The 12802-nt window shown below is 62.9% G+C and carries 16 protein-coding genes; 6 read left to right on the top strand and 10 right to left on the bottom strand.

Translation table 11 applies throughout. The features are described 5' to 3' along the window. Positions 1 to 173: 173 nt before the first annotated feature. The 3 genes from bla to dmeR form a co-directional block, all read right to left on the bottom strand. Positions 174 to 1079 carry a class A beta-lactamase gene (gene bla / locus ATY78_RS10295; RefSeq protein WP_088682244.1) on the bottom strand — a complete coding sequence of 302 codons (906 nt, stop codon included), beginning with the start codon at positions 1077 to 1079 and terminating at the stop codon, positions 174 to 176. A 98-nt stretch (positions 1080 to 1177) separates the two neighbouring features. After that, complete coding sequence (gene dmeF / locus ATY78_RS10290) at positions 1178 to 2137, bottom strand: CDF family Co(II)/Ni(II) efflux transporter DmeF (protein WP_088682243.1); 960 nt, start codon at positions 2135 to 2137, stop codon at positions 1178 to 1180. Positions 2138 to 2259: 122 nt separating this feature from the next. Next, entirely contained in the window at positions 2260 to 2532 is a 273-nt protein-coding gene (dmeR, locus tag ATY78_RS10285) for a Ni(II)/Co(II)-sensing transcriptional repressor DmeR (protein ID WP_088682242.1), read from the bottom strand. 269 nt (positions 2533 to 2801) lie between these two features. On the opposite strand from dmeR, the gene ATY78_RS10280 reads away from it, so the two are divergent. Next, on the top strand, positions 2802 to 3296 hold the full coding sequence (locus tag ATY78_RS10280) for a GNAT family N-acetyltransferase (protein WP_088682241.1): 495 nt from the start codon (positions 2802 to 2804) through the stop codon (positions 3294 to 3296). Between the two features lie 15 nt (positions 3297 to 3311). Here ATY78_RS10280 and ATY78_RS10275 read toward each other — a convergent pair whose 3' ends face one another. The 3 genes from ATY78_RS10275 to ATY78_RS10265 all read right to left on the bottom strand — a co-directional run bounded on the left by ATY78_RS10275 (position 3312) and on the right by ATY78_RS10265 (position 5580). Next, positions 3312 to 4226, bottom strand: a complete 915-nt coding sequence (locus tag ATY78_RS10275; protein WP_088682240.1) for a cytochrome c — start codon at positions 4224 to 4226, stop codon at positions 3312 to 3314. 145 nt (positions 4227 to 4371) lie between these two features. After that, positions 4372 to 4812, bottom strand: a complete 441-nt coding sequence (locus ATY78_RS10270; protein ID WP_088682239.1) for a cytochrome c — start codon at positions 4810 to 4812, stop codon at positions 4372 to 4374. Positions 4813 to 4944: 132 nt separating this feature from the next. After that, positions 4945 to 5580, bottom strand: a complete 636-nt coding sequence (locus ATY78_RS10265) for a LysE family translocator (RefSeq protein ID WP_088682238.1) — start codon at positions 5578 to 5580, stop codon at positions 4945 to 4947. Between the two features lie 129 nt (positions 5581 to 5709). On the opposite strand from ATY78_RS10265, the gene ATY78_RS10260 reads away from it, so the two are divergent. After that, positions 5710 to 6405 (top strand): YafY family protein, encoded by a 696-nt coding sequence (locus ATY78_RS10260; protein WP_088682237.1) that lies wholly within the window; start codon positions 5710 to 5712, stop codon positions 6403 to 6405. A 15-nt stretch (positions 6406 to 6420) separates the two neighbouring features. On the opposite strand, the gene ATY78_RS10255 is transcribed toward ATY78_RS10260, so the two are convergent. Continuing rightward, on the bottom strand, positions 6421 to 7266 hold the full coding sequence (locus ATY78_RS10255) for a metallophosphoesterase (RefSeq protein ID WP_088682236.1): 846 nt from the start codon (positions 7264 to 7266) through the stop codon (positions 6421 to 6423). Positions 7267 to 7374: 108 nt separating this feature from the next. Then, positions 7375 to 7977: a superoxide dismutase gene (locus ATY78_RS10250; protein ID WP_003569477.1), complete on the bottom strand. Its 603-nt coding sequence runs from the start codon at positions 7975 to 7977 to the stop codon at positions 7375 to 7377. A gap of 211 nt (positions 7978 to 8188) precedes the next feature. Between ATY78_RS10250 and ATY78_RS10245 the strand changes: the two genes are divergently transcribed. From ATY78_RS10245 to ATY78_RS10235, 3 genes are all read left to right on the top strand, one after another. Further along, entirely contained in the window at positions 8189 to 8515 is a 327-nt protein-coding gene (locus tag ATY78_RS10245) for a hypothetical protein (RefSeq protein WP_088682235.1), read from the top strand. Positions 8516 to 8711: 196 nt separating this feature from the next. After that, the gene (locus ATY78_RS10240; protein WP_088682234.1) at positions 8712 to 9365 is read left to right on the top strand and encodes a class I SAM-dependent methyltransferase; all 654 of its coding nucleotides are present in this window, start codon (positions 8712 to 8714) and stop codon (positions 9363 to 9365) included. 60 nt (positions 9366 to 9425) lie between these two features. Then, the gene (locus ATY78_RS10235) at positions 9426 to 10157 is read left to right on the top strand and encodes a sulfite exporter TauE/SafE family protein (RefSeq protein WP_088682233.1); all 732 of its coding nucleotides are present in this window, start codon (positions 9426 to 9428) and stop codon (positions 10155 to 10157) included. Positions 10158 to 10182: 25 nt separating this feature from the next. Here the strand turns inward: ATY78_RS10235 and ATY78_RS10230 are convergent, their stop codons facing one another. After that, positions 10183 to 10527 carry a nuclear transport factor 2 family protein gene (locus tag ATY78_RS10230; protein WP_088682232.1) on the bottom strand — a complete coding sequence of 115 codons (345 nt, stop codon included), beginning with the start codon at positions 10525 to 10527 and terminating at the stop codon, positions 10183 to 10185. Between the two features lie 111 nt (positions 10528 to 10638). On the opposite strand from ATY78_RS10230, the gene ATY78_RS10225 reads away from it, so the two are divergent. Further along, on the top strand, positions 10639 to 11877 hold the full coding sequence (locus ATY78_RS10225; protein ID WP_088682231.1) for a multidrug efflux MFS transporter: 1239 nt from the start codon (positions 10639 to 10641) through the stop codon (positions 11875 to 11877). A 19-nt stretch (positions 11878 to 11896) separates the two neighbouring features. On the opposite strand, the gene nadE is transcribed toward ATY78_RS10225, so the two are convergent. After that, positions 11897 to 12730 carry an ammonia-dependent NAD(+) synthetase gene (gene nadE / locus ATY78_RS10220; RefSeq protein ID WP_088682230.1) on the bottom strand — a complete coding sequence of 278 codons (834 nt, stop codon included), beginning with the start codon at positions 12728 to 12730 and terminating at the stop codon, positions 11897 to 11899. Positions 12731 to 12802 lie beyond the last annotated feature (72 nt).

Genomic DNA, 12802 nt, shown 5'->3' with positions numbered 1-12802 from the left:
GGGGCGAGGGGACGTGCCCTGCGAGAGGCAGGCGAGGGACGGAGAGGTCGCGGCGTAGTCCCTTCTCCCCGCGAGCGGGGAGAAGGTGCCGGCAGGCGGATGAGGGGCCGGCCTCATCGATCTTTCGGCCGATCGAGAAAGTGTCCCTTCCTCTTCGCCGCACTTGTCTCGCTTCAAACCATCTCAGCGATCATACGACCGACTTCGGCAAAGATCGGATTGAGCTCCTTCGCCGGTACGATTGCCTCGCTGATATAAACGGCCGCGACGATCGGGCCGCGGTCCGGTGGCCAGATTACCGCGATATCGCCGAGAGAGCCGTTCGGGCCGGTGCCGGTCTTGTCGCCGGCCTTCCAATCCTGGGGCAGCCCGGCTCGCAGCCGCTCCTTGCCTGTGGTGCTGGCCACCAGCCAGGCGATCAGCCTGTTGCAGGAAGCTTCGGTCAGAATTGAGCCGAGCGTCAGATTGCCGAGCGTGTCGAGCATCGCATCCGGCGTGGTCGTGTCACGCGGATCGCCCTTCCGGCCTTCATTCAGCGTCGGCTCGGTGCGGTCGAGGCGCGTCGTGCCGTCGCCGATCGAGCGCAACCAGTCGGTCAGGGCTGGCGGCCCGCCGAAGCTTTCGAGCAGCAGGTTACCGGCGGTGTTGTCGCTGACCGTCACCGCCGCCTCGCAGAGTTCGGCAATCGTCATGCCGTCGGCGCCTGCGTGTTTTTCGCTGACGGGAGAATAGTCGACGAGCTTCTCCTTGCCGTAGCTCACACGCCGGTCGAGGCTCTCCTCCCCCTTGTCGACCCGGGCGAGGACGAAGCCCGCGGCCAGCGCCTTGAAGGTGCTGCACATCGGAAAGGCCTCGCCGCCGCGATAGCCGAAGGAAATGCTCGTCTGAGTGTCGAGCACCGAGACGCCGAGGCGGCCGCCGGTGCGTTTCTCCAGAGCAGCGAGACGGTGCTCGATGTTGTCGTCGCTCCCTTCGGCACTCTCTTCAGCATTGGCAGGGAGCGCCAGCGCGGGCAAGCCCAGAGCGGGCAGGTAAAGCGCCGCGCCGATCAGCATGCGGCGGGTCAAACTGATATTCATGAAATCCTCCGGCGAATGAGGAGGACAGCGTTACGGCGCGATTGCGGCGGCATCTCGTCATACACATGGCGGGTTTCATCCCGTCCTGACTTTGTCGGTCATGCAGCGCGCGTAACCTCGACCGTCACATGCGACAATTCCTCGAGTGCCGACAGTCTTCCCTTGTAGAAAGCCGGGTCGCGCGGCTGCGAGGTGACGACGGCGACGATCGCGGCATGATGCCCGGGGCCGACCTGCCAGACATGCAGATCGGTGATCCGGTCATCCTCCGTCTCGATGGCGTCACGGATTTCCCCCGGCAGCGACTCACCTTCGGGCACGACATCGAGAAGGACACCGCCTGAGGACTTCATCAGGCTCCAGGACCAATTGGCGATCACCAGCCCGCCGACGATGCCCATGAGGGGATCGAGCCACAGCCAGCCGTACAGGCTGCCGAGGGTGAGCGCTGCGATGGCGAGCACAGAGGTCAGAGCGTCGGCGATGACATGCAGATAGGCGGCGCGGATGTTGTTGTCACCGCTGTGGTCGCCATGGTCGTGATGATGGTGCCCATGGTGGGCATGGCCGTGATGGCCATGCGCGTGATGGTCGTGGCCGCCGCCGGCAAGCAGCCATGCGCTGGCGAGATTGACGGCAAGGCCGATGACGGCGACGGCGATCGCCTGGGCAAAACCGATCGGCACGGGATTGGAAAGACGCAGGAGGCTTTCCCAGGCCATCAGCACGGCGATCAGAGCAAGGATGATGGCGCTGGCAAAGCCGGCGAGATCGCCGAGCTTGCCGGTGCCGAAGGTGAAACGCGGATTATGCGCCTGCTTTCGGGCGAAGAGATAGGCAAGCGCCGAAATCAGAAGAGCGCTGGCATGGGTCGACATGTGCCAGCCATCGGCGACGAGCGCCATCGAGCCGTAGATGGTGCCGGCTGTAATTTCCGCCACCATCATCACCGCCGTCAGCGCGATCACCAGCCAGATGCGCCGCTCGTTGCGCGCATGATCGGCGCCGAGGAAAACATGGTCATGTTCCATTGCAGCTTTGTCGATTCCGGCACTCATTACAGGCTCCTTCGTCACGGCACTTAGGGCAGTTCAGCTTTTCACGAAAAGGCAGAACCGCCATAAGTTTTTGTTTTTAAATGTCGTTATCGCAAATCGCGCGCACTTTTGCGCGGCATGCTCTAGCGGATATAGGTTCTCAAGACTTCCGATATTTCCTCGACCGCCTCCGCCCTCGCCGCATCGTCTTCGGCGTTCAGCACATGTTCGCGCAGGTGGTCGTCCAGCACCTCGCCGGTCAACCCCGTCAGGGCGCCGCGCACCGAAGCGAGGAGCTGCAGGATCTCTCCGCAAGGGCGCTCGGCCTCGAGCGCCCGCTCGACCGCTTCCATCTGCCCCTTGAGGCGGCTGATGCGGGCGATGAGCTTCTTCTTCTGCAGAGTGGTGTGGGACATAGGGAGCCTCTATTTAATATAGGGGGGTATACTATATTGAAGACGCAGTCCAATGAAAAGGGCGCAACTCCACGCGATCCGCCATTGACAAAAGCCGCGTTTGCGAGGATCTATCACCCATGATCGAAAACGCGCACCAGAGCCGCTCGTATTTTTGGCTGTACCTGTAAAGGGCGGCTGGACAGATCATATTGTCAACAAGCCGCCGTCAGGCGGCTTTGTTGTATCGGCAGCGTCCTGACGGCAGAATATAAAAGGACGCGAAGACCATGACCGAAATCGAAGACAGCGAAATTTCACTGATGCGCCCGTCGGTGGTGACGATCCGCACCGCCAAACCCCGCGACCTGCCCGAACTCAATGAGATGATCGCGCTGCTCGCCGCCCATCACGGCGACCCGTCAGGCACGACGCCGGAGCAGTTGGAGCGCGACCTCTTCGGCCCCCTGCCCTGGATCACCGCGCTCGTCGCCGAGACCGGCGAAGGGCTGATCGGCTACGCCATTCTCGTGCCGCTCTACAGGGCCCAGGAAGGCAAGCGCGGCATGGACCTGCACCATCTCTTCGTGCGTGACGGCCATCGCGGCCACGGCACCGGCCAGTTGCTCGTCGACCGGGCTCGCGAAACGGCGCGCAATGCCGGCTGCGGCTACCTCTCCGTCAGCGCCGCGACTGGAAATGTCATGGCGCACCGCTTCTACGAACAGCTGGATTTCACGCCCCGCCCCGTGACCGGCATGCGCTACATGCAATCGATCGCTTGAGGCTGCAGACTTGTCCTACCGCCCCGGCACGGCCTTCAGATAGGCAGCGATCGCCTCGCGATCGGAGGCCGGCAGGTGGGCGATGTTCTGCTGCACGTCGACCATCGAGCCGCCGACGGAATCGAAATCCGGCGTGAAGCCGGTTTCGAGGTAGCTTGCGATATCGGCTTCGCTCCATCCGCCGATGCTCTTGGAGGCCGGGGTGATGTCGGGTATGCGGCCCTTGCCTTCCGGATTCGGAGCGCCGGCGAGCCACATATTAGCCTGAAAGCCGCCGAGCGCGTCGCGCGGCGTATGGCATTCGCCACAATGTCCGGGGCCTTCGACGAGATATTGCCCGCGCTTCACCTTGTCGTCGCTCTTGGCGAGCGCGACGCGCGGCTGATCGTTGAAATAGAGGAATTTCCAGCCGCCGAGCGCAAGCCGGATGTTGAAGGGGAACGGCAGCTCGTGGGGCGGCGTGACGTTTGCGCTCTTCGGCAGGGTTTTCAGAAAGGCGAAGAGATCGTTGACGTCCTTGTCGCTCATGCGGGAATAGGAGCCATAGGGAAAAGACGGGTAGAGATGCTCGCCATCGGGACCGACGCCGCGCTTCATCGCATTGCCGAATTCGGCGAGCGTCCAGGCACCGATGCCGGCCTTCTCATCCGGCGAGATGTTCGGCACGTGGAAAGTGCCGAAGGGGCTCTTCAACGCGAGGCCGCCCGACAGCGTCAGCTTGGCGTCGCCTTCGGAACCGGGCGCGGCATGGCAGCTGACGCAGCCGCCCGTCCAGAAGACCATCTCGCCGTTTGCCGTGTCCGGCGCACCGAGATTGGCCCAGTGGCTTTCCGGCAGCGGATCGGGTGCGGTGACGAGATAGAAGGCGCCACCGCCGAGAACGGCGACGCCGATCAGACAGAGCAGAAACCGGATGAACCTGCGGACCATGCGCCGCCTCCCCTTTTGCCGAGATTTCCATGCAAATCGATCCCCCGATCGATCCGCGCAGGCGGAGAATAAGGCGATCCGCGCCGGCGGCAAGGCCGGCGCGGATCCAGTATCGGAGCATTTCCGTTTCTTTCCGGCCTACCGCTCACTTGCCGAGGCGATAGGCCTTGTGACAGCCGCCGCAATTGGCGCCGAGCGTGTTCATCGTGGCGCCGACGGCCGCAGGATCGGCAGGAAGCTGGGCCAGCGCGGTTTCTGCATCGGTGGAAAGCTTGGCGGCGCGCGCCTTGAAGTCGTCCATGTTTTCCCAGATCTTCGGGCTCGCCGCTTCGTCGCCCGTCTCCGTGCCCGGCTTGAACTGGTCGGGGAAAACCTTGGCCGTTGCGGCGATCGTCGTCAGCGCCGCCTTTACCGTTTCGGCATCATAGGGCTTCTCGCCCTTGGCGATGGCGGCCATGGCGCCCGCCGAACCGCCGATCTTCTTCATCAACGCAACGCGCGAATCATGCGTGCCGTCGGCGGCGGTCACCGAACCGGCGGCCATGCCGGCCATCGCCAGGGCCGCAGCTACTGCTTTCCAATTCATATTCCTCTCCATTTCTCCTCGGCCAGGGGTGGCCGGAGGCCAATCTGCACCGGGAGCATGACAAAATCCATGCGCCCTCGCGGTCACGTTTTGCCGGATGATCATAAAAACAATGTGATAAGCAGCAACGGCTCAGGCGGTTTTCCAACCTTGCCAAAGGCTGAAGGCGGAAACAGCGATCAGCAGCATTCCAGCGAAACGGCCGACAAAGGCCGTAGCATCAGGGTTTGCGACCAGCAGGTCACGGCTGCGCCCGGCCGTCATCGCGAGCGTGCCGTAGACGGCGAACTGGGTGAGGACAGTCATGGCGCCCATGATCAGGCCCTGTATCCAGACCGGTCCGTATTCCGGTCTTAAGAACTGCGGATAGACGGCAAACATGAAAATATAGGCTTTCGGGTTGACGAGACAGGTGAGCGCGCCCTGGCGGAAAGCCCGCCAGCTGGAATGCGCCGTCCCCGGCCCGACCGCTTCGACGGTGATCGAGCTGCGGATCAAAGAAATGCCGATCCAGATCATATAGGCGACGCCGGCAAAGAGCAGCACGTTGAAAAGCTGCGGCAGCATGGTGACGAGCACGCCGACCCCGGCCGCGCCATAGGCCGAATGCACCGCGCCGCCCGCCATGATGCCGCCGGTCGCAGCCAGCCCCCGCCTGATGCCGCCTGTCAGCGAATTGGCGAGCACGAAGAGCATATCCATGCCCGGCACGATGATGATGCCGAAGAGAAGGGTGAAGAAGAGCCAGAGGTTTTCATGGTAGTTCATGTCAGTTGCCCACTCCGATTCCTTCGGAATTTTCGAAAGACTGTTATTGATTTCAATTCGATAGATGGCTCTATAGCGAAACCCAACTGACAGTGTATTGTCAGGAGCGTTGGGAGCGGAGGCAGGAAAATGCGCAAGGCCTCACGGCTTTTCGAGATCATTCAGATCCTCAGGCTGGCGAGAAAACCGATGACGGCGGCTGTGATGGCCGAGACGCTCGAAGTGACCGTACGCTCGATCTACCGCGACATCGCGGCACTTCAGGCGATGCGGGTGCCGATCGAAGGCGGACGCGGCATCGGCTATATCATGCGGCCGGGCTTCGACCTGCCGCCGCTGATGTTTTCGATCGAGGAGATGGAGGCGATCGTGCTGTCGCTGGCGCTGCTCGAACGGACGGCGGACGAGGAACTGAAGCAGGCCGCCCGCCGCGTCAACCGGAAGATCTCAGGCGCGGTGCCGGCGCCGCTGCGCCAGGCAATGGACAGCAAGGCGCTCTATGCCTGGGGCACGATCGCGCAGCCGCCCGCCGGATTCGACCTTGCGATCGTCCGCCGCGCGATCCGCGACGAGCAAAAGCTGATGCTCGGCTACCGCGACGAACTCGGCCGCGCGACCGAGCGGACGATCCGGCCGATCGCGTTGATCTACTATTCACAGACCGCCAATGTGGTCGCCTGGTGCGAATTGCGCCAGGCGATCCGCAATTTCCGCAGCGATCGGGTGGAACGTTGCGAAGAGGCCGAGGATTTCTTCAAGGGCGACGGCGACCGGCTGCGGGAGTTGTGGACGAGTGGGTGGACAGAGACGAATGCGCCCGCCTAGCAGCTGCCCCGCAGCCTAATAGAGCAACGTACGGCTCTCTTCGCGGCCGAAGCCGCGGATTTCGATGCGGTCGGCATGGACCTCGACGATCGCGAAGGCGTTTTCTTTCTCGGTGTCGACCACGCCCTTGAAATTGACGAAGTGGCAGGCGCCGGCCATGCCGTAGTTGCCGGCGTGGTCGTGACCGTTGAGATAGGCGACGACATGACCTTGCGAGGCGAGCAGCGCGACGATGCGCTCACTGTCCCACATGCCATGCTCGCCAGGCGGATGCACCGGATAGTGGTTCATGACGATGACCTTCTCGCCGGCCGCCGCGGCACTTGCGATTTCATCGCCGAGCCAGGCGAACTGCTCGTCGCTCAGCGCCGCGTTCCAGCGATGGGCGTTGCGGGCTCCCTTGGCCTCCAGCTCCGCCAGCATCTGCGCGGCAAGCGCGCGGTGAGGATGGCCCTCCGGCGGCGCGAAGATGCTGACCTCGTTGCCGTCGAGCACGATGAAACGCCAGCCGTGGCGGGAGAAGCTGTAATAGGGCGACGGCATGCCGAGGCGCCCGGCGACTTCGGAGAGATGCCCCGAGGAAACCGAGAAATCGTGGTTGCCGAGCAGGAAGAGCGTCTCATGCCTCAGCGTCTCATAGACCGGCAGGATATCGTCGAAGCTTGCGAAGCTGCGGTCGATGACATCGCCGAGCGTCATGACGAAGCTCAACTCCTCGCCGTTGAAGACCTCGATCGCCTCGGCGACCTTGGCAAGGCTGTTGGCGTAAAAGCGATCCATGGCCGCATGCGGCGCGATCGCCGCATATTGCGGATCGGCGATGATGCCAAAGCGGAACAGGGGAAGAGCAGAAGAAGACATGGAGCGTGATTAGGAGCGGCCGGTGACAGAGATGTGACGGCTGCATCTGAAAACAGAACACCCGGCGTTTTGGGCGCCGGGTGCGGATTTCAGTGCAGCCAGTGTCGATTACTTCGTGGCTTCTTCGTAGCGTTCCAGGACGTAGTCCCAGTTGATCAGGCTGTCGACGAAGGCTTCGAGGTACTTCGGACGCGCGTTGCGATAGTCGATGTAATAGGAGTGTTCCCAGACGTCGACGCCGAGGATCGGCGTGGCGCCATGGACAAGCGGGTTTTCGCCGTTCGGGGTCTTGGAGATTTCGAGCTTGCCGTTCTTGACGGAAACCCAGGCCCAGCCGGAGCCGAACTGCGTGGCGCCGGCATTGGCGAAATCGGCCTTGAACTTGTCGTACCCGCCGAGGTCGGAGGCGAAGGCAGCTTCGAGCTTGCCCGGCAGCTTGTTGCCGCCGCCGCCCTTCTTCATCCACTTCCAGAAATGGATGTGGTTGTAGTGCTGGGCGGCATTGTTGAAGAGGCCGGCATTGGTGCCGAAGGACTTCTTCACGACGTCTTCGAGCGAGAGATCCGAAAGGCCGGCTTCGGCGGCAAGCTTGTTGCCGTTGTCGACATAGGCCTTGTGGTGCTTGTCGTGGTGAAACTCCAGCGTTTCCTTCGACATGAAGGGAGCAAGCGCTTCGTAATCATAGGGAAGTTCAGGCAATTCGAAAGCCATGTCAGATCTCCTCTTGGCAATAGATTGCGTCATCGGCAGGTGAGGCGGAACATAGGAGGGGAAGCACGGAGAGGCAACCGGCGAAATATCAAAAAACGCGCCGCCGAAGGAAAATTTGCCTCACTTGCGGAGCTGGAATCGCGCCTGCAAATCGCCTGACATGCCCGCCGCGAAATAGCTACGCCGGCGGCCACAGCACCGGAGAAAAGATATGAACAGGAATATAATCCAGCTTCTGACTGCGGCCGCGCTTCTTTCCATGGCAGGCGCCGCACGCGCCTCTTCCGACGAGGCCTGGCAGCAGCTTGCGGCCGATGTGGAGGCAAAATGCACGAAGGCGGCGGTCGCGATCGAAAAGCCGGTCGCCACCGTCGATCCTTTCGGCAGCTCCCATTACGGGCTCGCCCTGCTCACCGGCAAGCCGAAGGGCGCCAAGGGTCTCGTCGCCCAGATCTGCGTCTACGACAAGCAGAAGAAGACCGTCGAGATCGGCAGCGAGCTGGACGCCGGGAAGCTCGGGCTCACGCCGGCAAAATAGCCGCCGCAGTGCCGTTCGGCGGCATTGCGTCATATCCGAGCGGAACCGAAACCCACTCTTGGGAGTTGAAGATTGGGGTTTAGAGCGCCCAGCGTTTCAACGGAATGCACCAGGGTGCTCTGACATTTTTGAAAGGCGCATAATCCATTCCGGAAACGATCCGGAGTTCAGGAATTATGCGGTAGGGAGGTGCCGGATGCCAGAGCTTCGCAGCAGCGCGGAAGATCAGCAGAAAATCTATCAGCGCTGGGCGCCGGTCTATGACCGCGTCTATCGGGGCATCCTGCGCGATGGCCACCGTAAATTGGCCGCGCTCGCCGCTGCGGCCGGCACCGATATACTGGAGATCGGCGTCGGCACCGGCCTGACGCTCGGGCACTATCCGCGCCGCTGCCGGGTGACCGGCATCGACATTTCCGAACACATGATTGCGCGCGCCCGCGAAAAAGCGAGGCGTGAGAACCTGCAGCATGTGCAGGCGCTCGAGGTGATGGACGCGCATGCGCTCACCTTTGCCGACCGGTCCTTCGATGCGGTGTGCCTGCCCTTCGTCATCACCCTGATCCCGGAGCCCGAGCGGGCGCTGGACGAATGCGCCCGAGTGCTGCGGCCGGGCGGCGAGATCATCCTCGCCAGCAAGCTCGGCGAAGGGACCGGCCTGCAAGGCGCGATCGAGACGGCGGTGGCGCCGCTGGTGCGCCACATCGGCTGGTCTTCCGCCTTCCGCGTCCACCGCATCATCGCCTGGGCCGAACGTCGCGGGGATTTTGCCGCTACCGACATCATGCCGGTCTTTCCGAACGGCTTTTTCAAGATCGTCCGGCTGAAGCAGCGCGGATTTGCCGCCTGAGACCGAAACCTTCTTCCCGCGTCGCATGTTCTGATGCTACCGTTCGTCCGAGGGGACTGCATGACATCGGATATCTTCTTCTTCATCGCCGTCGGCTTCTGCGCACAGATCGTAGACGGCGCACTCGGCATGGCCTTCGGCGTGCTGTCGACGACAAGCCTTCTGGCCTTCGGCGTGCCGGCGGCCAACGCCAGCGCCATGACGCATGTGACGGAAATGTTCACGACGGCCGCGTCGGGCCTCTCGCATGCCTATCATCGCAACGTCGATTGGCGTCTGGTGGCGCGGCTTGCGCCGGCCGGCATGATCGGCGGCGCGATCGGCGCCACTCTGCTCGCCAATATCGACGGCAAGACGATCGAGCCCTACGTTTCGGCCTATCTGATCGCCATCGGGCTGCTGATCCTCTACAAGGCCTTCCGGCCGCCGCTACGGCGCGAGGTGCGCGACTGGGCGGTGCCGCCCGTCGGGCTGTGCGGCGGCGTGCTCGATGCGATCGGCGGCGGCGGATGGGGCCCGATCGTCACCAGCACGCTCGTCGGTCGCGGCCATGACCTGAAGCGGGTGATCGGCTCGACCAACTTCACCGAATTCGCGGTGACGCTGACGATTTCGATCACCTTCGTCGCGACGCTGGGCTGGTCGGAACTCAATTCGGCGATCGGCCTCATCATCGGCGGTGTCATCGCGGCTCCCTTCGGGGCGATCCTCGTCAAACGGCTGCCGGTGCGGCCGCTGATGGTGGCGGTCTCGATGATCATCATCGCGACTTCAGCCTTCCGGCTCCTGTGACGCAGGCGATCTCCGCCTCAGCCGGTTATAGATTCCGGCCGAAATAGACCTCCACGGAGGCGATCTTCTCCCCGTGGAAGCGAAGGCTCTCCATGTTGACGAAGCTCGCGCCGTCGCGTTTTTCGGCGCGGTAGCGAACAACAGCCTCGTCGCCGTCGACTGCCAGGAATTCGATCTCGATACCGCGGAAGAACGGCTCCTTCGGCCAGCAGCGCTCAAAATACGCAGCCCGGTCGATATGGTCGTCGCGCGGGCTGGAGAAGGTGAAATCCTCGGTCAACATGGCGCCGACGATATCCTTGCGGTCGTCGAGATAGGCGGCGTAGAGATCGCGGACGATTTGCTTTCGGGATGAGTCCATAGCGTTCATGGCAATGTGCTCCGATCATCCGATTGCATAGCGCAATCAGTTATGTTCTAGCACTTTTACCCGAGATGATCCAGATTGCGGCGCAACTGCGCTACAGGATCGATGCAAGGCATGACGGACACGCAATGGGACGCCAGTGTTAAACCAGGCTCGATCTACTGGAAACGCAACCTCGCCATCTCGCTGATCGGCTCCTTCACCACGATCGTGGCGATGACGCTGCTGCTTCCCTTCCTGCCGCTTTATGTCGAGGAACTCGGTGTCACCGACCATGCGGCGATCGTGCAATGGTCCGGCATCGCCTATGGCGCCACCTTCTTTGCCGCGGCACTCGTCGCGCCCCTGTGGGGTCGGCTCGGCGATATTTACGGCCGCAAGCTGATGCTGGTGCGCGCAAGCCTCGGCATGACGCTGGCGATCTCGCTGATGGGCATGGCCGGCAATGTCTGGCAGCTGGTGGCGCTGCGCCTCTTCGTCGGGCTTGCCGGCGGTTACTCCTCCGGTTCGATGGTGCTGGTGGCGACGCAGACGCCGAAGGATCGGTCCGCCTGGGCGCTCGGCGTTCTCTCTTCCGGCATCATGGCCGGCAATCTCGTCGGCCCCCTGATCGGCGGAGCGCTGCCGCCGATCATCGGCATCCGCGGCACGTTTCTCGCCGCCGGCGGCATGATCTTCCTCGCTTTTCTCGCCACGGCTTTTTTGATCAAAGAGGAGAAATCACCGGCCCGCAAGCAGGCAGCCAAGGCAAGCAGCGGCTGGAAATCCGTTGCCGACAAGCGGCCCGTCGTCGCGATGCTGGCGACCGGCATGCTTTTGATGTTCGCCAACATGTCGATCGAGCCGATCATCACCGTCTATGTCGCCCAGATCGTGCCTCAGCAAAGCCAGGTGACGATGATCTCAGGCCTCGTCATGTCGGCCGCCGCCCTCGGCAGCATCCTTTCGGCCTCGCGGCTCGGAAAACTAGCCGACCGGATCGGCCATTGGCCGGTCATCGCAGGCGCGCTCGCCGTCGCCGGGCTGCTGCTGATCCCGCAGGCCTTCGTCACCAGTTCCTGGCAGCTCATCCTCCTGCGCTTCCTGATGGGGGCGGCACTTGGCGGGCTTCTGCCCTGCATCGCCGCCGTCATCCGCCACAGCGTACCGGATAGCGCGGCCGGCAGCATTCTCGGGCTTTCCATCTCCTCGCAATATGTCGGCCAGGTGGCCGGCCCCCTCCTCGGCGGTTTCGTCGGCGGACATATCGGCATGCGGGCGGTTTTCCTCGGCACTTCACTGCTGCTCGTCGCCGGTGCGGCCTATGCCTGGATGGCGCGGCCGAGGGACACGACGACGTCAGACGTTCATTGAAGATTCGGCCGGACGATCCTCAGAGAGCGTTGACGGCGACCGGCAGAGCGCGCTTATGGGCGGTCGCCCGATAGGCGGCGAGGATGCGGCGGCGGGAAATCTCGCCGACCGGCTTGCCTTCGAGGAAATCGTCGATTTCGTCATAGGTGACGCCATAGGCCTCCTCGTCGGGGCGCAGCGGCCGCTGGTCCTCGAGGTCAGCCGTCGGCACCTTGAAGACCAGTTCGTCAGGCGCACCGAGCGTCTTTGCCAACAGGCGGACGCGACGCTTGTTGAGGCCGGCGAGCGGCAGGATATCGGCTGCGCCGTCGCCGAATTTGGTGAAGAAGCCCATGACGGCCTCGGCCGCATGATCGGTGCCGATGACGAGGCCGCCGAGCGCGCCGGCGAGCGCAAACTGGGCGATCATGCGCTGGCGGGCCTTGATGTTGCCGAGGATGAAATCCTGCCGGCCGGCATCGGCAAAAGCGAGGCCTCCGGTCTGAGCGGCGGCCAACATCCCATCCGCCGCGGCCTTGATGTTGACCACCATCGAGCGGTCGGCGCCGATCGTTTCCAGCGCCCGGTTCGCATCGGCCTCGTCCGCCTGAACACCATAAGGAAGCCGCACGGCAATGAATTCGGCGGCATGGCCGCTGTCACGCAGCTCACGTACCGCCTTCTGGGCCAGCAGGGCGGCCGTCAGCGAATCGACGCCGCCGCTGATGCCGAGGACATAGCTGCGCAGGCCTGAGGCCACGAGATAATCCTTGAGGAAAGCAGTTCGCCGTTCGATCTCATGTTCGGGATCAATATCGGCGGCAACGCCGAGCTCACGGATAATATCGCCTTGTTCGTCAGCCAGAATGGTCATGGGATTCTTTCTTGCTCTGTAGAACTCTCAAGCACTATGGCGGAAAGGGAGCGGAAGGCGAAGGCTTCCAAA

This window comes from Rhizobium sp. R635, assembly GCF_002211285.1.
In the GTDB taxonomy this organism is placed as follows: domain Bacteria; phylum Pseudomonadota; class Alphaproteobacteria; order Rhizobiales; family Rhizobiaceae; genus Rhizobium.
The sequence above is the reverse complement of the archived record's forward strand: the minus strand, read 5'-3'. Positions and strand labels throughout refer to the sequence as shown.

Bases quoted from the DNA above. Each gene is read 5' to 3' on its own strand.
- bla (WP_088682244.1), bottom strand. From the start codon at position 1,079: ATGAATATCAGTTTGACCCGCCGCATGCTGATCGGCGCGGCGCTTTAC.
- dmeF (WP_088682243.1), bottom strand. From the start codon at position 2,137: ATGAGTGCCGGAATCGACAAAGCTGCAATGGAACATGACCATGTTTTC.
- dmeR (WP_088682242.1), bottom strand. From the start codon at position 2,532: ATGTCCCACACCACTCTGCAGAAGAAGAAGCTCATCGCCCGCATCAGC.
- ATY78_RS10280 (WP_088682241.1), top strand. From the start codon at position 2,802: ATGACCGAAATCGAAGACAGCGAAATTTCACTGATGCGCCCGTCGGTG.
- ATY78_RS10275 (WP_088682240.1), bottom strand. From the start codon at position 4,226: ATGGTCCGCAGGTTCATCCGGTTTCTGCTCTGTCTGATCGGCGTCGCC.
- ATY78_RS10270 (WP_088682239.1), bottom strand. From the start codon at position 4,812: ATGAATTGGAAAGCAGTAGCTGCGGCCCTGGCGATGGCCGGCATGGCC.
- ATY78_RS10265 (WP_088682238.1), bottom strand. From the start codon at position 5,580: ATGAACTACCATGAAAACCTCTGGCTCTTCTTCACCCTTCTCTTCGGC.
- ATY78_RS10260 (WP_088682237.1), top strand. From the start codon at position 5,710: ATGCGCAAGGCCTCACGGCTTTTCGAGATCATTCAGATCCTCAGGCTG.
- ATY78_RS10255 (WP_088682236.1), bottom strand. From the start codon at position 7,266: ATGTCTTCTTCTGCTCTTCCCCTGTTCCGCTTTGGCATCATCGCCGAT.
- ATY78_RS10250 (WP_003569477.1), bottom strand. From the start codon at position 7,977: ATGGCTTTCGAATTGCCTGAACTTCCCTATGATTACGAAGCGCTTGCT.
- ATY78_RS10245 (WP_088682235.1), top strand. From the start codon at position 8,189: ATGAACAGGAATATAATCCAGCTTCTGACTGCGGCCGCGCTTCTTTCC.
- ATY78_RS10240 (WP_088682234.1), top strand. From the start codon at position 8,712: ATGCCAGAGCTTCGCAGCAGCGCGGAAGATCAGCAGAAAATCTATCAG.
- ATY78_RS10235 (WP_088682233.1), top strand. From the start codon at position 9,426: ATGACATCGGATATCTTCTTCTTCATCGCCGTCGGCTTCTGCGCACAG.
- ATY78_RS10230 (WP_088682232.1), bottom strand. From the start codon at position 10,527: ATGAACGCTATGGACTCATCCCGAAAGCAAATCGTCCGCGATCTCTAC.
- ATY78_RS10225 (WP_088682231.1), top strand. From the start codon at position 10,639: ATGACGGACACGCAATGGGACGCCAGTGTTAAACCAGGCTCGATCTAC.
- nadE (WP_088682230.1), bottom strand. From the start codon at position 12,730: ATGACCATTCTGGCTGACGAACAAGGCGATATTATCCGTGAGCTCGGC.